Origin of the sequence: Natrinema salaciae (assembly GCF_900110865.1) — an archaeon.
In the GTDB taxonomy this organism is placed as follows: domain Archaea; phylum Halobacteriota; class Halobacteria; order Halobacteriales; family Natrialbaceae; genus Natrinema; species Natrinema salaciae.
In genome coordinates this window covers 369,390-386,146 of record NZ_FOFD01000003.1, presented here as the reverse complement: position 1 = coordinate 386,146, position 16,757 = coordinate 369,390, and the positions used below count along the sequence as shown (strand labels likewise).

The 16,757-nt window shown below is 68.3% G+C and carries 18 protein-coding genes; 10 read left to right on the top strand and 8 right to left on the bottom strand.

Annotation, left to right across the window (positions count from 1 at the left end):
* Nucleotides 1-204: 204 nt before the first annotated feature.
* From hemC to BMX07_RS11230, 5 genes are all read left to right on the top strand, one after another.
* Nucleotides 205-1,344 (top strand): hydroxymethylbilane synthase, encoded by a 1,140-nt coding sequence (hemC, locus tag BMX07_RS11250; RefSeq protein WP_090617803.1) that lies wholly within the window; start codon nucleotides 205-207, stop codon nucleotides 1,342-1,344.
* 14 nt (nucleotides 1,345-1,358) lie between these two features.
* A complete protein-coding gene (gene cobA / locus BMX07_RS11245) occupies nucleotides 1,359-2,180 on the top strand; it encodes a uroporphyrinogen-III C-methyltransferase (protein WP_090617801.1) in 822 nt (273 codons plus the stop codon).
* A gap of 4 nt (nucleotides 2,181-2,184) precedes the next feature.
* Nucleotides 2,185-2,952: a uroporphyrinogen-III synthase gene (locus BMX07_RS11240; RefSeq protein ID WP_090617799.1), complete on the top strand. Its 768-nt coding sequence runs from the start codon at nucleotides 2,185-2,187 to the stop codon at nucleotides 2,950-2,952.
* Nucleotides 2,953-3,179: 227 nt separating this feature from the next.
* The gene (locus tag BMX07_RS11235; RefSeq protein ID WP_090617797.1) at nucleotides 3,180-4,295 is read left to right on the top strand and encodes a CapA family protein; all 1,116 of its coding nucleotides are present in this window, start codon (nucleotides 3,180-3,182) and stop codon (nucleotides 4,293-4,295) included.
* 189 nt (nucleotides 4,296-4,484) lie between these two features.
* The gene (locus tag BMX07_RS11230; protein ID WP_090618428.1) at nucleotides 4,485-5,576 is read left to right on the top strand and encodes a CapA family protein; all 1,092 of its coding nucleotides are present in this window, start codon (nucleotides 4,485-4,487) and stop codon (nucleotides 5,574-5,576) included.
* 42 nt (nucleotides 5,577-5,618) lie between these two features.
* Here BMX07_RS11230 and BMX07_RS11225 read toward each other — a convergent pair whose 3' ends face one another.
* Genes BMX07_RS11225 through BMX07_RS11215 form a run of 3 tightly spaced genes read right to left on the bottom strand, consistent with a single transcriptional unit; the run spans nucleotide 5,619 to nucleotide 8,187 of the window.
* Nucleotides 5,619-6,638, bottom strand: a complete 1,020-nt coding sequence (locus BMX07_RS11225) for a YndJ family transporter (protein WP_090617795.1) — start codon at nucleotides 6,636-6,638, stop codon at nucleotides 5,619-5,621.
* Complete coding sequence (locus tag BMX07_RS11220) at nucleotides 6,635-7,312, bottom strand: DUF4166 domain-containing protein (protein WP_090617792.1); 678 nt, start codon at nucleotides 7,310-7,312, stop codon at nucleotides 6,635-6,637. The genes BMX07_RS11225 and BMX07_RS11220 overlap by 4 nt, the downstream gene beginning before the upstream one ends.
* The gene (locus tag BMX07_RS11215; protein WP_090617790.1) at nucleotides 7,309-8,187 is read right to left on the bottom strand and encodes a complex I NDUFA9 subunit family protein; all 879 of its coding nucleotides are present in this window, start codon (nucleotides 8,185-8,187) and stop codon (nucleotides 7,309-7,311) included. The genes BMX07_RS11220 and BMX07_RS11215 overlap by 4 nt, the downstream gene beginning before the upstream one ends.
* 192 nt (nucleotides 8,188-8,379) lie before the next feature.
* Here BMX07_RS11215 and BMX07_RS11210 point away from each other — a divergent pair, with 192 nt between their 5' ends.
* Nucleotides 8,380-9,915, top strand: coding sequence for a RecJ family nuclease (locus BMX07_RS11210; RefSeq protein WP_090617788.1), 1,536 nt, complete (start codon nucleotides 8,380-8,382; stop codon nucleotides 9,913-9,915).
* Nucleotides 9,916-9,990: 75 nt separating this feature from the next.
* Here BMX07_RS11210 and BMX07_RS11205 read toward each other — a convergent pair whose 3' ends face one another.
* Entirely contained in the window at nucleotides 9,991-10,746 is a 756-nt protein-coding gene (locus BMX07_RS11205) for a PHP-associated domain-containing protein (RefSeq protein WP_090617787.1), read from the bottom strand.
* A gap of 957 nt (nucleotides 10,747-11,703) precedes the next feature.
* On the opposite strand from BMX07_RS11205, the gene BMX07_RS11195 reads away from it, so the two are divergent.
* A complete protein-coding gene (locus BMX07_RS11195; protein ID WP_090617783.1) occupies nucleotides 11,704-12,618 on the top strand; it encodes a DUF7551 domain-containing protein in 915 nt (304 codons plus the stop codon).
* On the top strand, nucleotides 12,615-13,424 hold the full coding sequence (locus BMX07_RS11190; protein WP_090617781.1) for a DUF7260 family protein: 810 nt from the start codon (nucleotides 12,615-12,617) through the stop codon (nucleotides 13,422-13,424). The genes BMX07_RS11195 and BMX07_RS11190 overlap by 4 nt, the downstream gene beginning before the upstream one ends.
* 35 nt (nucleotides 13,425-13,459) lie before the next feature.
* Here the strand turns inward: BMX07_RS11190 and BMX07_RS11185 are convergent, their stop codons facing one another.
* Nucleotides 13,460-13,849, bottom strand: coding sequence for a hypothetical protein (locus BMX07_RS11185; RefSeq protein WP_090617779.1), 390 nt, complete (start codon nucleotides 13,847-13,849; stop codon nucleotides 13,460-13,462).
* A 212-nt stretch (nucleotides 13,850-14,061) separates the two neighbouring features.
* Here BMX07_RS11185 and BMX07_RS11180 point away from each other — a divergent pair, with 212 nt between their 5' ends.
* Together BMX07_RS11180 and BMX07_RS11175 are read left to right on the top strand one after the other, a co-directional pair.
* A complete protein-coding gene (locus tag BMX07_RS11180) occupies nucleotides 14,062-14,379 on the top strand; it encodes a DUF5783 family protein (protein ID WP_090617777.1) in 318 nt (105 codons plus the stop codon).
* A gap of 82 nt (nucleotides 14,380-14,461) precedes the next feature.
* A complete protein-coding gene (locus tag BMX07_RS11175) occupies nucleotides 14,462-14,827 on the top strand; it encodes a NifU family protein (RefSeq protein WP_090617775.1) in 366 nt (121 codons plus the stop codon).
* Between the two features lie 110 nt (nucleotides 14,828-14,937).
* On the opposite strand, the gene BMX07_RS11170 is transcribed toward BMX07_RS11175, so the two are convergent.
* From BMX07_RS11170 to BMX07_RS11160, 3 genes are all read right to left on the bottom strand, one after another.
* Nucleotides 14,938-15,843, bottom strand: coding sequence for a ketopantoate reductase family protein (locus tag BMX07_RS11170; protein ID WP_090617773.1), 906 nt, complete (start codon nucleotides 15,841-15,843; stop codon nucleotides 14,938-14,940).
* Between the two features lie 76 nt (nucleotides 15,844-15,919).
* On the bottom strand, nucleotides 15,920-16,213 hold the full coding sequence (locus BMX07_RS11165) for a DUF7130 family rubredoxin-like protein (RefSeq protein ID WP_090617771.1): 294 nt from the start codon (nucleotides 16,211-16,213) through the stop codon (nucleotides 15,920-15,922).
* Nucleotides 16,214-16,316: 103 nt separating this feature from the next.
* The gene (locus BMX07_RS11160) at nucleotides 16,317-16,655 is read right to left on the bottom strand and encodes a DUF7130 family rubredoxin-like protein (RefSeq protein ID WP_090617769.1); all 339 of its coding nucleotides are present in this window, start codon (nucleotides 16,653-16,655) and stop codon (nucleotides 16,317-16,319) included.
* Nucleotides 16,656-16,757 lie beyond the last annotated feature (102 nt).

The following is a 16,757-nucleotide window of genomic DNA, read 5'->3' as shown; positions in this document are numbered from 1 at the left end:
CATATCTTCGCTTCACGTAGATAAACACCATGGCGAACACGTTGTGGAAAAAACATGCATGTTATTCACACGCACGTATCGTCGGGGCGGGTACCGGCGGCCCCACCCAGCTGCGTCCGCCGGTTCCGGGTCGGTCCCGGGAGCGGCTCTCACCCGCGTCGGACAAGCGTGCGCTTTTCATACCCGAGGGACCGACTGGTGTCTATGAGAACGCGCGGGACGCTGCGACTGGCGACGAGGGGGTCCGCACTCGCCCGGCGACAGGCCGCTCTGGTGGCCGACGCCCTGGAGGAGCGCCGGTACGAGGTCGAACTCGTCACCGTCGAGACGACCGGGGACCAGATCAGGGACGAGTTGATCCACCGACTCGGGAAGACCGGCGCGTTCGTCCGCGAGCTGGACGAGCGCGTCCTCGAGGGGGACCTCGACGCCGCGGTCCACTCGATGAAGGACATGCCGACCGAACAGCCCGCGGAGCTCGTGACCGCCGCGGTCCCGGAACGGGGACACCCGGGCGACGTCATCGTCACCCCCGACGGGGCGACGCTCGAGGAACTCCCCGCGGACGCGACCGTCGGCACCTCGAGTCTCCGCCGGCGCGCGCAACTGCTCTCGGAGCGGCCGGATCTCTCGGTCGAGCCGCTGCGCGGAAACGTCGACACGCGCCTCGAGAAACTGCTCGCGCCCGCGCTCCAGGCGGAACACCAGAAGCGGACGGACGCGGACAAGGAACGGAAGGGGAACGTCGGTGACGACGACTTCGAACCCGCGTACGATCGCACCGTCGAGGAGTGGTTCGACGACCGCTCGGAACTCGAGCGGCGGGCGCTCGGCCGCGAGGTCGAGACGGCGTACGACGCGGTCGTCCTCGCACAGGCCGGCCTCGAGCGCAGCGGGCTGACCCACTCCGTCGAGTATCGGGAGCTACCGACGTCGACGTTCGTCCCGGCACCGGGGCAGGGTGCGCTCGCGGTGACCGCCCCGGACGGGGAGACCGCCCGCGAGATCCAGAGCGCCATCGATCACCCGCGGAGCCGCGTCGAGACGACTGTCGAGCGAACGATTCTGGCGGAACTGGGCGGCGGCTGCATCGCCCCGGTCGGCATCTACGCGATCGTCCAGGGCGAACACGTCCACGCGACCGCGAGCGTCTTCGACCGCGACGGCGAGGAGTCGGTGACGGGAAGCCGAGACCTGCCGATCGAGACGCACGCGGAGGCCGCCCGCGAGTTCGCGCGGGACCTCGCGGACCGCGGTGCTGCGGCCCTGATCGAAGCGGCCCGCGAGAACGACGGGAGCGGCACGGACGGCGTCTCCGAGGGAGATAAACCCGAGGGGAAATAGCTAGCGAGCAACGAATGCCAGGAGATACTCGCGACGCGGACCCCGGTACCGTCTATCTCGTCGGCAGCGGCCCCGGCGATCCCGACCTCCTCACCGTCAGGGCGAGCCGCCTGCTCGAGGCCGCGGACGTCGTCCTCCACGACAAGCTGCCCGGACCGGAGATCATCGAGGCGCTCCCCGAGGACCGCCGCGAGGACGTCGGCAAGCGCGCGGGCGGCGAGCGCACGCCCCAGTCGGAGATCAACAAGCGACTGGTCGAACTCGCCCGCGAGGGGAAGTCGGTCGTCCGACTCAAAGGCGGCGACTCCTTCGTCTTCGGCCGCGGCGGCGAGGAAGCGGAGTATCTGGCGGCCCACGAGGTCCCCTTCGAGGTCGTCCCCGCCGTCACCTCGGCGATCGCCGCGCCCGCCGTCGCCGGCATCCCCGTCACGCACCGCGATCACGCCTCCTCGGTCTCCTTCGTCACGGGCCACGAAGATCCGACCAAAGCGGAGTCCGCGGTCGACTGGGAGGCGCTAGCCGCGACCGGCGGAACGATCGTCGTCCTGATGGGCGTCGGTCGACTCCCCGATTACACGACGGCGTTACTCGAGGCCGGAATGGCTCCCGAGACGCCGGTCGCGCTCGTCGAACGGGGGACTTGGCCCGGCCAGCAGGTTGCGACGGGTACCCTCGAGACCATCGTCGACGCCCGGGACGAAGCGGGCATTTCGCCGCCGGCGGTGACGGTGATCGGCGACGTCGCGGGAACGCGCGAGTCGGTCGTCGAGTTCCTGGGGAACGAGTACGGCGCAGCCGACGCCGACGGCGGCGACGGGGAGGGGAAGGAGGGGTAAACCGATGAGCGAGACCCCCACGACACCCACAGTCGCCGTCTTCCGGCCCGACGACGATCGCCTCGAGCGAGCCGCGGCGTTGCTCGCGGACCTCGGTGCCGAGCCGGTCGCGGACCCGATGCTCGCGGTGAAGCCGACCGGCGAACTCCCCCGAACCGATGCCGACTACGTCGTCTTTACGAGCAAAACGGGGGCCGAACTCGTCGCCGAAGCGGGCTGGGAACCCCGCGGCGAGACCGTCTGTGCCATCGGCCCCGCGACGGCCGAGGCGCTCCGCGACGAGGGGTACCCGGTCGACCTCGTCCCCGAGGAGTTCACCTCGAGCGGCCTCGTCGCGGCGCTCGCGGGGACCGCGGAGCCACGAGTCGACGGGGCACGCGTCGAGGTCGCCCGCAGCGACCACGGCAGTCGCGTGCTGCTCGAGGGACTCGACGACGCGGGCGCGTACGTCCACGAGACCGTCCTGTACCGGTTGGTTCGACCCGACGGAAGCGGGACGTCGACGGAGCTGGCCGCCGAGGGCGGGCTCGACGCCGCGTGTTTCACCTCGTCGCTGACCGTCGAGCACTTCCTCGAGGCCGCCGCGGAACGGGGCATCCGGGAGGCGGCGGTCGCGGGACTCGCGGACGCCACCGTGGGCGCCATCGGCGAGCCGACGGCGACGACCGCCGCCGAGCGAGGGATCGATGTCACTGTGGTCCCCGACGAGGCGACCTTCGACGCGCTCGCGCGCGAAACGGTGGCAGCGGCGACGGCGACCCGCGAGGAGTAGGACGGCGACGGCGACCCGCGAGAACGACGGCCCGCCGGTGTCGACCGTCGACGGCTGCCCGTCGGGTGATCGGTTTCGGCGAACAGGTAATTCTCCGTCACCGACATGATAATGGCAAACGTTTTGACCGGTCCATTCGACAATAGGTCTATGTGGCGAACACAGTGGAACCGAACGGCTGCGATCCGGGGGCGCGGCCGGCTCCCACACCCGACGCCAGCGAACCCATGAGTCGACACCGACGAACGTTCCTCGCGACCGCTCCCGCGGTCGCAGTCGGCGGCTGCGTCGCACCCAAAGTCGATCCGGCCGTCACCGACGACCGCGATTCCGCGACCGATCGCGACGGCGGCGGGCGCACCGAAACGACGATCGGCTTCGCCGGCGATACAATGGTCGGACGGGAGCTCAACCAGCAGTACGGGCGGTCCGACGTCGACCCGGCGACGATCTGGGGCGATCTCCGGCCCCGGCTCGAGTCCCTGGACGGCGTCTGCTGTAACCTCGAGTGCTGTCTGTCGACGCGCGGCGAACCGGCCCCCGGACGGACGTATCACTTTCGCGGCGATCCGGAGTGGGCGGTCCCCGCGCTCAGCGCGGGGAACGTTCAGTTCGCATCGCTAGCGAACAATCACGCGATGGATTTCGGGCCGGTTTCACTGACCGATACGAGAGACGTGCTCACCGACGCGGGAATCGACGTCGCGGGTGCCGGCGAGACGCCGGCGGCCGCCCGCGCGCCGGCCACGTTTTCCGTCGGCGACGTCGACGTCGCCGTCGTCTCGTTCGCGGACCGATACGTGGGCTACGCTGCGACCGACGATCGGCCGGGAATCGCGCACATCGATCCGGACCCGTCGAATGCCGAAACCCAGCGGGTCGTCGGCGACGCGATCGAGCGCGCGACGGCGACCGATCCGGATCTCCTCGTCGCCTCCGTCCACCTGGGACCAAACTGGGTCGAGCGTCCCAGCGGACAGCTCATCGCGTTCGATCACTGGCTCGTCGATCGGGGCGTCGACCTCGTGCACGGTCACAGCGCCCACGTCGTTCAGGGGATCGAACGATACGGCGACGGCGTCGTGCTCCACGACACCGGCGATTTCGTCGACGATTTCGGGATCAAAGACGACCTCGGCAACAACCGCAGCTACCTCTTCGAAGTGACGCTCGAGGACGGAGCGCTCCAGGAGATACGGCTCGTCCCGATCGAAATCGACGACGGCGTCTCCCGCGCCAGCGAGGAGGCGGCGGCGTGGCTCCGGGAGACGATGCGCGCTCGGTCCGTGCTGTTCGAGACGACGTACGAACGGGACGGGGATGGGCTCGTAGTCCAGCTGTGACCGGCCGGGTCGCGTCGGCGCGCGCCGGAGCGGTGGGGGACGGGGAACCGCGCCGATCGAGGGACCGACGGCCCGGCGGACTATTTGCGTCTGGAATGTGAACCGGAGATCGATGAGACGATGTCACCTGACTCGAGCGGTCGCGAACGGAGACGCCGGCGCGGTCGCGGGGCCGCGGCCGGCGAATCGATGAGCGGAACCCGCCGGCGGTTCCTCGCGGCGACCGGAGCCGCGGTGCTCGGCGGCTGTACCGCGCCCGCGGCGGATCGGGTCGCGTTCGAGGACCACGAGCGCTCCGGGACGACGATCGGTTTCGTCGGCGACGCGATGCTCGGCCGAAACCTCGACGATCGCTACGGACGAGCGGGCGTCGATCCGGCGACCGTCTGGGGCGACCTCCGACCGCGGCTGCAGTCCCTCGACGGCGTCTGCTGTAACCTCGAGTGTTGCCTGTCGACGCGGGGCGAACGGTTTCCCGATCGGACGTACTACTTCCGAGCGGACCCCGAGTGGGCCGTTCCAGCCCTCGACGCCGGCAACGTTCGGTTCGCGTCGCTGGCGAACAATCACGCGATGGACTACGGGAGGGACGCACTGCGGGACACCCTCGACGCGCTCGCGGCCGGCGAGATCGAACTGGCCGGTGCCGGCGAGACGCCGGCGGCCGCCTACGCGCCGGCCACGTTTTCCGTCGGCGACGTCGACGTCGCCGTCGTCTCGTTCGCGGATCACTACGCGGTGTACGGCGCGACCGACGACCGACCCGGAACCGCCTACGTCGAGACGGATCCGGACGACTCCGAGACCCGGCGTCTGGTCGGTAACGCGATCGAGCGCGCGACGGCGACCGATCCGGATCTCCTCGTCGCCTCCGTTCACTGGGGGCCGAACTGGGTCGAACACCCCGACGACGATCTCGTCGCGTTCGGCCACTGGCTCGTCGATCAGGGCGTCGACCTCGTGCACGGTCACAGCGCCCACGTCGTTCAGGGGATCGAACGATACGGCGACGGCGTCGTGCTCCACGACACCGGCGATATCGTCGACGATTACGTGATCAAAGACGACCTCCGGAACGACCGCAGCTTCCTCTTCGAAGTCGGCGTCGACGGCGGGACCCTCGAGGAGCTACGGCTGGTCCCCGTCGTGATCGCGGACGAAGCCGTCTCTCGCGCCGGGGAAAGCGAGGCGGCCTGGCTCCGGGAGACGATGCGCGACCGCTCTGCCCCGTTCGGGACCGCGTACGAACGGGACGGTGACGACCTCGTGCTCTCGCTGTAACGCCGGCGGGTCGACCCGTCGCGACGATCGGGAGCCGGTTGATCACGCCTCGAGCAGCCGGAACGCGACCAGAGACGGGAGTGCGAACCCGAACGCGTTGACGCTCCCGTGCCAGCGGATCATCTCGGGAATCGAAACGAGCGGCGGCGTCCCCGAAAGCGAGCCGAAAGCGAAGGCGAACGCCAGCGCCATCGTCCAGCACAGCGACAGCGCGGCGACGGCGAAAAGCAGTCCCGGCAGTCGCGGCACCGCCGGAACGACGCCGCGGAGCGTGCACGTCGCGAATCCTACGACGCCGGCCGTGAACGCGGCGACCGCGACGACCTCGAGCAGCGGCGAGAACGTGATCCCGACTGCGATCAGGCCGATGCCACCGACGACGACCGGCGTGACAACGGCGGTCACCCGTCCCGTGATCGTCGCCGGGAACCGCCCGTCTCCGTCCGTCAGGCGTCGCCCCGTCAGGCCGACGACGAGCGGCAACGCGAATCCGGCGTAGTGGAAGTGAACGCCCGTCAGGAGGACGAGTATCGGCGCGAATCTGAGACTGATGCCGGCCGCGTGCAGGACGAGGAACGTCGCGGCGACCGGAACGTACAACAGGCCGGCATCGATCGCGAGTTCGGGTATCGGGCCGCCGCTGCGGGACGCGAGCCGGCCGACGCCACAGAGCGCGATTGCACCGGTAACGCCGAGCCACGGGAAAGTGAGCGCGATCCCGCCGATCGATCCCCGTGGCGTGGCGAGCGCGATAGCGAGCGCCAGCGCGGCCGGCAGCTGTCCGAAGACGGCGGCTCGATAGGCGGTCGTCGCGATAGCCACCTCTCGAGGCACCGCGACCAGTCCGAGACCGAGCGGGACGAGCACGAGCGCGGCGAGGCACACGTACAGCGCCGGGACGGGGACGGGAACCGCTCCGCTGACCGTGCCGGCGACGAGGCCGAGCCAGAGGACACCACCCACCGCCGCGGTCACGTCAGCGACGCGCCGACCCGCGACTCGAGGGTGTGGGATCGCCGCCGAACGCGGCAGACGACCGGTAGCCGCCTCGACGTCAGTCACGCGTTCTCACCGGGCAGCTCGATTCCGCCGAGGGGCGGTCGCCCCGTTACAGCCCGTGTGGCTGGTCGAAGGTCGTTCTCGAACACACCGTCGTACCCGAAGACCGTTCCGAGCAGCGGATTCGTGATCGCTGCCGAGACCCGAAACCGGCCGGCGTCGTCGTCGTACCAGTCCCGGAGGGTGCCGTCGACCGACAGCGGGGACGGGAGTTCGACGTACCGGCCGTTCACCCGGAGCCACTGTGTGCCAATCGAGAGCGCTAACGCGCCGTCGTCGGCACCGATACGAACGTCAGCAGCGAGGTGGCCGCTCCTGCCGAACAGATCGGTGAGACAGCCGCGATCCGGGTTCCACCGCAGCGTGTCGACGAACGTTCGCGGCGGCGAGGTCTCGAAGCGCCGGCGGAGGACCAGCGCCTCGTTCCCCGCGGCGTCGACGAACGGCGACGTCACGATGGTAAACGGAACGTCGGTCCCCCGTTCGGGAACGAGAAAATCGTCGAGCGAACCGAGCCAGAGGGCCGGCACCGCGAGGGGACTCCTGTCGAGTTCGTACATGCGACCGGTGCCCACCGCTTCGCGGCCCGTCCCCGACTCGAGCCCGTACCGGTCCCGGATTCGAGGGTGGAGCGTCCGCCAGTCGTCGCCGATCTCGCGTTCGAACAGACCCGTCACAGCGACACCTCCGGCCCCTCGAGAGACGCCGACAGCGTTCGGAGCGACTCCGGCGCGACTCCGAACGCCGTAACGTCGTTGTCGGCCGTCGTGTTGTCCACCGTCAGCACGCGGTACTGGTCGCGACCGAACGGGATCCACGGGACGGGATCGACGAGCATCGCCGCAACTGCCGCCACCGACATCGGGATCGGGACGACGACGCCCCCGCCGCGGATCAGCGTGACCGTCTCGGCGAGCGTGAGCCGTTCGGGCCCGCCGATCTCGTAGCACTGCCCGACGTGACGATCGGCCTCGAGTCCGTCCGCGAGCATCGGCGCGAGATCGTCGACCCAGATCGGCTGCAGGGCCATTCGTCCGCCCCCCGGCAGCGGCGTCACCAGCGGCGGTACCATCCGCTCGACGAACGGAACGAACGCACAGCCGTCGCCGAAGACGACGGAGGGGCGGTAGATCACCCACTCGAGGTCGGACTCGCGAACGACGCGTTCGGACCGCCGTTTCGCCCGAAAGTAGGCCGTCTCGATTCCCGATTCGACACCCAGGCCGCTCAACTGGACGAATCGCTCGACTCCGGTCCGTTCGCTGGCCGCCACGAGCCGGCGGGTCGCCTCGAAGTGGACCGCGTCGTGACTCCGGTCCCGCGGCTGGACGTGCGACGGGAGCGCGACGAGATTCACGACTCCGTCGTGACCGTCCACGATCGACCCGAGGTTCGGACCCGTCACGTCGGCTGCAACCGTCTCGACGGCCCCCGGGAGATCGTCCGCGTCCGGGGTCCGCGAGACTGCCGTGACGCCGTGACCGCGATCGATCAGGACGCGACACAGCGCCCGGCCGATGAACCCCGTGCCACCCGCAACCAGGACGTCCATATCGTGTCTTGCCGTCACGATAGTATAACGGTACTGACTGATAGCTGCCCGCTCGGTCGGCGACGTCACGGCGACGACAGCGTCGGTACCCAGCGTCGATGCGAGCGTCACTACTGCGAGTAGCAGCGATACCGTTCCGTCACGATCCGCAGGACCGCACCTTTATCCCGGAAGCCGCCCCACCATTCCTCGATGGCAGGGCCGGTTCCGGAACTCGAGGATCGCGCGGTAGCGTGCGCCGAGCGGCTGTGCGACGCCGATCGCGTGCTGCTCGCGTCGCACATCGACGCCGACGGCCTCACCAGCGCGGCGATCGCAGCCAGCGCACTCGAGCGGGCGGGAATTCCGTTCGAGACGGTCTTCGAGAAACAGCTCGACGAGGACGCGATCGCCGAGATCGCGGCGACCGACTACGAGACCGTCCTCTTTACCGACTTCGGGAGCGGCCAGCTCGATATCATCGGCGACCACGAGGCGGCGGGCGATCTCACGCCCGTCATCGCGGACCACCACCAGCCTGCCGACCGCGAGACCGAGTTCCACCTCAACCCGCTCCTGGTCGGCATCAACGGTGCCGCCGAGCTCTCGGGTGCTGGCGCGAGTTACGTCCTCGCGCGGGCGCTCGCGGCCGTCTCGTCCGAGGCGACGAGTCCCTCGGTCGCAGCTGATGGGGGCGAGGAAACCGACAGTTCGCGATCCTCGTCGGCACCGCGCTCCGACGGCGGTATCGTCACCGCGTCGGGTGTCGCGAACGCCCGCGCCGACAACCGCGACCTCGCCGCCCTCGCGGTGGTCGGTGCCGTCGGCGACATGCAAGCGTCCGGCGGCGAACTCCACGGCGCGAACCAGCGGATCGTCGACGAGGGCGTCGACGCCGGCGTCCTGGAGACGGGCAAGGACCTCGCGCTCTACGGGAAACAGACCCGTCCCCTCCCCAAGCTCCTGGAGTACGCCACCGACGTCCACATCCCCGGCATCTCGAACGACGAGAACGGCGCGTTGCGCTTTCTCGACGGGCTGGATCTCGAGTTGAAACGCGACGGCGAGTGGCGGCGCTGGGCCGGGCTGACGAACGAGGAGAAGCGGACCGTCGCCAGCGCGCTCGTCCGGCGAGCCGTCTCGAGCGGCGTCCCCGCGACGAAGATCGACGGACTCGTCAGCACCGCCTACGTCCTCAGCGAGGAGCCGGTCGGAAGCGAACTCCGGGACGCCAGCGAGTTCTCGACGCTGTTGAACGCGACCGCCCGCTACGAGCGGGCCGACGTCGGACTCGCAGTTTGTCTCGGCGATCGGAACGAGGCGCTCGACCGCGCCCGACAGCTTCTGCGCGAGCACCGGCGGAACCTCTCGAACGGGATCGATCTCGTCACTCGCGAGGGGGCGACGCAGGCGGAGCACGTCCAGTGGTTCCACGCGAGCGACGAGATCCGCGAGACCATCGTCGGAATCGTCGCGGGGATGGCGATGGGCAACGCGGGGATCAGCCGCTCGAAGCCGATCATCGCCTTCGCGGAGAAAAACGAGGACGAAGTCAAGGTCTCCGCCCGCGGCACCCACTCGCTCGTCCGGAAGGGACTGGACCTCTCGGTCGTGATGGGCGAGGCCTCGCGAGCGGTCGGCGGCGACGGCGGCGGCCACGACGTCGCAGCGGGGGCGACGGTGCCGACCGGACAGGAAGAAGCGTTCATCGAGCGCGCCGACGAAATCGTCGGCGAGCAACTGTCCTAGCCGGCAGCGAGACCGCCGCTCCGTGATCGTCGTGGACGAAGCGTCCGGACCGCGTCGTTCGACGCAGTCGTCGAATCAGGTCGATCTATCCATCGACGCCGGTACCGTCGGGAGCAACGGCGCGCGCGACGTGAACGTGTAGGCCGTCTTCCGCACCGCCCCCTTGCCGTACTGGACGACGCTCTTCCGGATCGGCGTGCGCTTGCCGCGGATCTGGGTCCGGCCCTCGAGGATCGCCTCGACGAGGTCCGCGCCGTCGATATCGGCCTTGGTCGGGTTCTTCGTGTCCGGCGTGACGAGGACTTCGGTGTAGGCCTTTCCCACGTTCGGCAAGTAGTGGGCGTCGCTGGCACCGATCTGTGGATAGTCGCGACGCGTGGCGAAGGTGCGAGCGCGGCGGTTGCGGTAGCCGGTAAAGACCATCGAGTTGTAGGTTTCGATGGCGTCGGCGTCGTCGATGTGTCGTTTCCGGACGCCGTGACGGCTGCGCTGGAAGGGATGGGGAACGATCGCCACGCCGCCGAGTCCGCGGACGATTTCGACGGTGTCCATGAACGGCCGGCCGGGGTCGGGGCGTTCCTCGACGCCGATCGCCAGGAGGTGGCCGTGGCGCGTCGAGACTTCGACACCGGGGATCCCGATCAGTCCGTAGTCGGGTGCGAGATCGGCGGCGCGGCGCGACTCGTCGATCTCGTCGTGGTCGGTGATAACGACCCCGTCGAGTCCGATATCGGCGGCCTGCTCGAGAATGAGTTCGATCGGTTCGTGCCCGTCGTAGGAGTCGTCGGAGTGGACGTGAAAGTCGATCGCGAACGGAATCTGAGTGGTCATGGGGATGCCGTGTATCAGGTGCAGCGGGAGGCGCTACCACCAATAGCGTGTTGACCCGCATAAACACTGTGCTGCCGGCCGGCAGCCGCGTGCTGGCCGGTTTTAATATATCATTACCCAGTTTATCAGTGAGCGGCCACGCGTGTGATCGGCGCTCGAGGGGGCGGAGCCTGCCGTGCGCGCGAATCGTGTGACCCAGTCGGTGCCCGAGCAGGGCGGACTCGGGGGCGAAACGGCGAGCGCGGAGGCCGAACTCGAGTTCGCGTCGGAGCGGGTGCCAGCCGCAGGGAGCGTCGACGGCGAGCGAGTAACAGGAGGGGTCGCCGTTGTCGGTTCGAACGCGGGCGCGGGCGTCGACGACCACGGTCGCCCTTGCGACGAGCTGCGTACACTCTTCGTGCGCGTGTGCGGAACGCTGGCTTGCTCGCGCGGCCCGTTCGGCGACACCGATCGCGAGTGCGTCGGTTCCGAGAGCGATCCGCCCGCAGCCGACGCGCGGTACCGACGCCGTCCGGTCTCTCCGCGGAGTCGTCCGCGAGTGTGACTGCACTCGAGCATCCGACCGCGGTTCGTCGCGGGCGGTTCGGCCACGGCGTCAGAGCCGGACGTTTTCGGAGACGCAGACGGCTGCTCGGTACCGGCCGACCGCAGACGACCCTCGAGCCACAGTACAACCGGTTCGGGGCGCGGCCGTCCCGACCTCGCACCGACCCGGAAAAGCGAAACCGTATATCGATATACGTAATGGGGGCGGCCGTCGGATCGCAGGCCCGAGCGGCGGTTAATTAGGCTGGCCTAAAGTTCGGTGGACTTATCATGTTTTAGGTTGGCCTAAATGGTGAGGCGACGGTCTCCGAGCGCCGACGCAATCACTCGACGGCGGCGGTCGCCGTACGCGGCACCGTTCGTACGGAGAGACCATCGGGTACGGAGACCGGGTACGTCTGGAGGAACACCATGGTCGGAACCACGCTCCGAGAAATTCGCACGCACATCGAACGACTGGCCAGCGACGACGGCAAGTACTACGTGGTCTGTGCTCGCTCCGGCGAACGGCCCGTTCCCGTCGCCGGCGAACGGTTCCCCACGCGGACGGCCGCGGCGGACGCCGCACGGGCGACCGAACAGTACCGCGCCGCGCTCAGACGGTACGATCCCCAGTTGCCGTTTTACGATCCGGTCGCCTGTCAGGAACGGCCGGCAGACGCGGACGCCGGTCACCGCGATTCGGATCGTCCGACCGCGGAAGCCCGAACGCGATCAGGGGCCGACCGCACGCACGAGGTCCCGAGCGATACCCCGCTAATTAGCTTCTGTCACGACGTCTCGGGGGCCATCTTCGAGACGCTCTCGGCCCGCGATCACGAGGCCGCCGAACGGGCGATCATGGAGACGTACCTGGCCGCGGCCGAAGCGACGACCGATCGGAACACGCTCTGTCTGGTGTTGCTCGAGACCGTGGCGTCGGAGCTCGAGCGGCACCTCGAGGCCGCCGAGCGAACGCGGTTGCTCGAGGCCGCGGCGGCGAACCTCCCGCCGGTCGAACCGGCCGACGATCCGGTCGAAGCGAGCCTCGGGTTTCTGGACTCGCTGTCGCTGATACGGGAGTACGGCGTCACGCGCGACTCGATCGAGGCGGCCGACGGTCCCGTCTGGACGGTCTCTCTGCGGGGGTACGCGATCGAGTGCGGCGAGCGACGGTTCCCGACGCTCCCGATCGGGATCGATATCCTGCGTCGGTCGGCAGCGCCGGACGACGCGCTGGGCGTGACCGACGTCACTGCGCTCGGCGACGGCGACTGGGAGTTCGTGCTGACGAGCGACGACGGGTCCACGGGCGGACTCGTCTGTACACAGGAGGAGCCGAGATGAACGGATCGACCGCCGTCCACGGGGCGCTCGAGTGCATCGACGAGGAACGGACGGCCGTAACGGACCGGGGGGCGGCGTTCGAAACGTTCGCACGGCGCGTTCGAGCCGTCCCCGCGGAGCGGCCGGTGTCGACCGTCTCCGGGCACGCAACCGCGGCGACGCCGGTCGCGATGGCGACGGAGAGATCGACGCGGGAAACGACCGCGGCGACGGCCGCCGATCGCTGCGTTACCGTCCGCGAGGCCTTCGCGGAGACGGTTCGTCCACACAGTATCGCCGATCACGAGACGGACGAATCGCTCGTCGAAACGCTCGCGGCGGAGTTGACCGAAGACGTCGCCGTCGCGCTCGCGACGGAGACCGGCTGGACGCCGGCGCTCAAACGAGCCGTCCTCGAGTCGGTCGCGACCAGACGACGGGAAGTGGAGTCGCTGCAGGAGCTCCTGCGAAGCGAACGCCACACCGTCGAAGATGCCATCGATTCGATCGAGGAGATTACCGCGTGGCTTCGGTCGACGGCCGACGAATCGCTGCTGCAGTGTGACTTCGACGCGTTACGCCGGAAACACGAGCGACTCGAGGGGTATCGGTCGCGGCTCGAAACCCTCGCGGCGGAGCGGCAAGCACAGCTTACCGAATCCACGAACCGCTACGGCAGGGGCGGGACGCAGCGCCGAACGGTGGTAACTTCGATTTACGCCGACCTCTCGGTGCGGCACCCAGTGCTCTCGAGTGCGACCCGCCTGAACGAGATCTGTGGCGGGTGTCAGCGCACGGTTCGAGCGCATCTGACGCGACGCGTCTAAGTCGGGTGGAGAGCGGGAACGAGCGGTCGACCCGATTACTTCGACTGGGAGAAGTCGGACGGGACGAGATCGGAGAGGCAAACGGTATCGAGGACGTCGCCGACCTCGACCGGCCCGTCTGCCGCCGAAATAGTGTCGTGAATTCGGTGCATGCACTCGAGTACTCCGTCGACGGCGGCCCGCTGGGTCGAGACACGACCGATCGACTCGGTGATCGATCGATCCACGAGGAAGTAGCGATAGCGAAGCTCCCAGCATCGACAGATTCCGAGCCCCGGGTGGGCTCGATCGGCACTGGTGGCCTCCGCGATCAGTTCGATCGCCGGACGGCGGTGTCGATAGATGAGCCGATCGTCACAGCGGTCGGCGAGCCCCCATTTCGGCGGGAGCGCCTCCCGCGGAATGGGGTCCTGATCTGCGAGCATACACGTCGGGTTCGCCGAGAGCGGGAGTGTTCGTTCCGCTTGCAAGCGCGGGTATCTATATAGGGAGTGCCTACAGCGTCAGCGAGTTGGTGTGTTCTCGAGACACCGTGTCGAGATCGACCGCAGCGCGGTTCTCACGCGTCGGCCACTAGCAGCAGTCGTCGGACGGACCGATCGTCCGACTTTTGTCCTCGCTACCGTTGCACTAGCGTATGGCCGACTTCGATCCCGAGAAGTTCGAGGACAAATACGCCAACTACTTTCCCGAACTCCAGCAGGCGTACAAGAACGCGTTCAACAGGATGAACGATCGCTACGACTCCGAACTCGTCCACGCGATCGACCAGCAGGTCTTGAACGAGAGCGAGCCCTTCTACGAGGGCGACGGCGAATTCCGCGTCGAACTCCCCGCCGATCCCTACGATCGCCTCTCGGGCGTGCTCGTCGAAGAGGAGCGATTCGAGGCCGTTCTGGAGACGCACGTCGAGGAGATCGAAACCGAGCTCCGGCGGGTGTTCGGGTTCGCATAGAGCGGTCCCGCAGCGTCTCAGCCGCCGGCAGCCGAACACGGCGGACGGAAGGTTTAGGGGGGCTGATACCCAAGGGCTGCGTATGAGCACCGAAACCCAGAACGACGGGGACGACCTCGAGGAACGCGTGACGAACTTCCTGCGACGCAACTTCCCGCAGATTCAGATGCACGGCGGCAGCGCGGCAATTCAGGACATCGACCGCGAGAGCGGCGAAGTCAGCATCGCCCTCGGCGGTGCCTGCAGCGGCTGTGGGATCTCGCCGATGACGATTCAGGCGATCAAGAGCCGGATGGTCAAGGAGATTCCCGAAATCGAGAAAGTCAACGCCTCTACCGGTATGGACGGCGGCGACGAGATGGGCGGCGGCATGAGCCCCTCCTTCCCCGGCGAGACCGTCGACGAGGACGGCGGCGAGCCCGACGAAGGACCGGAAGCACCGTTCTAACCCGTCGTTCGTCACGCGCGGAGTCGATCTGCCGTTTTCGCTATTTCGACCCGGTAGCGTCGCTGCTGTCGGCGGCGGAGTCCGATCGAAATCGCAGCCGAGCGTCGACCTCAGCGGACGCCGTGACCGCGTTCCCACGTCCTGATCAGCGCCGCGAGCGTCCGATTCGTCGGCACCTCGATCCCCAGCTCGATCGCGCGGTCGACGACGTACCCGTTGATCGAGTCGACCTCGGTACGGCGATCGGCCAGAACGTCCTGGTGCATCGACGACGTGTTCGCGGCCGTCGCCTCGGCGACGCTCTCCATGGCAGCCGTCGCCTCGCGGTTCGAGAGGGAAACGTCGCAGGCGCGAGCGACGGCTGCCGCCTCGCGGGTCGCGTCGCGCGCGAGATCGTTGGCCGGCTCCTCGAGGACCGCGCCGTTTTCGGTCGCGGTCAGGGCCGTCACGGCGTTGATCCCCGCGTTGACCGCGAGCTTCTCCCACAGCCGACGCGGCATGTCGTCGGCGACGGTCGTCTCGAGGCCGGCAGCCGCGAACGCCTCGCCGGCTCGAGTTGCGATCGCCGCAGGTCCGCCGTCGCGAGCGCCCAGGACGATCTCGCCGCTGCCAGTGCATTCGACGACGCCCGGCTCCCGGCGGATCGCGCCGTAGGTCGCCGTTCCGGCGAGCACCGGGGCCTCGAGCCGCGCCGCGAGCGTCGCTTCGTTCCCCATGCCGTTCTGGAGCGAGAGCGTGCCGTCGAACGACCCCGTCGCGAGTCGTTCGGCGGCCGCCGCGGTGTCGAACGACTTGACCGTCACGACGGCGAGCTCGGCCTCGAGACCCGTTCCGTCGGTCGTCGCCGCCGGAAACACGCGCGACGGGCGGTCGCCGACGCCCTCGAGGCGGAGTCCCGATTCGCGGACGGCATTCGCGTGGTCCCCGCGAGCGACGAGGGTGACGTCGTGCTCGCGCGCGAGCAACCCGCCGACGAGACTGCCGAGGCTCCCGGCACCGAAGACGACGATTTCCATGGTGGACCTTCGAACGACCGGTACTACAGTACCCCGATTTGCGGCGAGTTCGGTCTCGACGCGACGGCGGTCGGACTCAGTCTTCGGTCCAGTAGTACAGGTCCTCGCGGTCGGCACCGCACGACGGACACTCGTCGGGCACGTCGTGGTCGAGCCGCCCTAGCTCGCCACATTCCCAGCAGCGCCACATGAGCTCGGCTTCGCCGAACGCCTGCCCCGAGCGGACGTGTTCGACGCTCATCCCCTCGATTCCGTCGCGAAGGGTGACGTAGAGTCCGTTCTCGTCGACCCCGCGAATGCGGCCGATCTCCGTGCCGTCCGCCGTGTAGACCCACGTCCCGAATCCCAGTCGTGGCCGTTCCCGAGCCATGTTACTCACTGGCACGATTCTACGATGCGAGTCCGAATAAATCCTATCGTGATATATAGAATCGATCCGATTTCGACGACGGCCGTTCCCCCGAGTCGTCGAGTCAGTCCTCGGTCCAGTACATCAGATCCTCCCGTTCGGTCCCGCAGTTCGGACACTCCTTAGGGAGGCCGTCGTTGATCTCGCCCATCTCGCCACACTCCATGCAGCGCCACATGAGCTCCGCCTCGCCGAACTCGTGGCCCGAACGGGCGTGTTCGACGCTCATCGCCTCGGCACCCTCGCGCGTGGTGACGAAGAATCCGCTCTGTTCGAAACCCCGGATGCGGCCGAGCTTGTTGCCGTCCTCGTCGTAGACCGTCTGTCCGAAATTGAGTTTCGCCACCTCCTCGACTGCCTCTTCGTCACCCTCTTTTGCCGGTGTTTCGCCAGTTTTGACCATAGACACGGCCACACCAGCGACGGCGATAAAGACACAGCGCGCATTGTGCGGCCACCCGTTCGACGGTGTGAGACGCCCAGAACCAGAGAGGACGAGTAGGAC

Excerpts from the sequence above, each read along its gene's own strand:
- BMX07_RS11185 (WP_090617779.1), bottom strand. The coding sequence starts at position 13,849 with ATGCTCGCAGATCAGGACCCCATTCCGCGGGAGGCGCTCCCGCCGAAA.
- BMX07_RS11160 (WP_090617769.1), bottom strand. The coding sequence starts at position 16,655 with ATGGTCAAAACTGGCGAAACACCGGCAAAAGAGGGTGACGAAGAGGCA.
- BMX07_RS11165 (WP_090617771.1), bottom strand. The coding sequence starts at position 16,213 with ATGGCTCGGGAACGGCCACGACTGGGATTCGGGACGTGGGTCTACACG.
- BMX07_RS11180 (WP_090617777.1), top strand. The coding sequence starts at position 14,062 with ATGGCCGACTTCGATCCCGAGAAGTTCGAGGACAAATACGCCAACTAC.
- BMX07_RS11230 (WP_090618428.1), top strand. The coding sequence starts at position 4,485 with ATGAGCGGAACCCGCCGGCGGTTCCTCGCGGCGACCGGAGCCGCGGTG.
- BMX07_RS11205 (WP_090617787.1), bottom strand. The coding sequence starts at position 10,746 with ATGACCACTCAGATTCCGTTCGCGATCGACTTTCACGTCCACTCCGAC.
- BMX07_RS11235 (WP_090617797.1), top strand. The coding sequence starts at position 3,180 with ATGAGTCGACACCGACGAACGTTCCTCGCGACCGCTCCCGCGGTCGCA.
- BMX07_RS11175 (WP_090617775.1), top strand. The coding sequence starts at position 14,462 with ATGAGCACCGAAACCCAGAACGACGGGGACGACCTCGAGGAACGCGTG.
- hemC (WP_090617803.1), top strand. The coding sequence starts at position 205 with ATGAGAACGCGCGGGACGCTGCGACTGGCGACGAGGGGGTCCGCACTC.
- BMX07_RS11240 (WP_090617799.1), top strand. The coding sequence starts at position 2,185 with ATGAGCGAGACCCCCACGACACCCACAGTCGCCGTCTTCCGGCCCGAC.
- BMX07_RS11170 (WP_090617773.1), bottom strand. The coding sequence starts at position 15,843 with ATGGAAATCGTCGTCTTCGGTGCCGGGAGCCTCGGCAGTCTCGTCGGC.
- BMX07_RS11195 (WP_090617783.1), top strand. The coding sequence starts at position 11,704 with ATGGTCGGAACCACGCTCCGAGAAATTCGCACGCACATCGAACGACTG.
- BMX07_RS11210 (WP_090617788.1), top strand. The coding sequence starts at position 8,380 with ATGGCAGGGCCGGTTCCGGAACTCGAGGATCGCGCGGTAGCGTGCGCC.
- BMX07_RS11190 (WP_090617781.1), top strand. The coding sequence starts at position 12,615 with ATGAACGGATCGACCGCCGTCCACGGGGCGCTCGAGTGCATCGACGAG.
- BMX07_RS11215 (WP_090617790.1), bottom strand. The coding sequence starts at position 8,187 with ATGGACGTCCTGGTTGCGGGTGGCACGGGGTTCATCGGCCGGGCGCTG.
- cobA (WP_090617801.1), top strand. The coding sequence starts at position 1,359 with ATGCCAGGAGATACTCGCGACGCGGACCCCGGTACCGTCTATCTCGTC.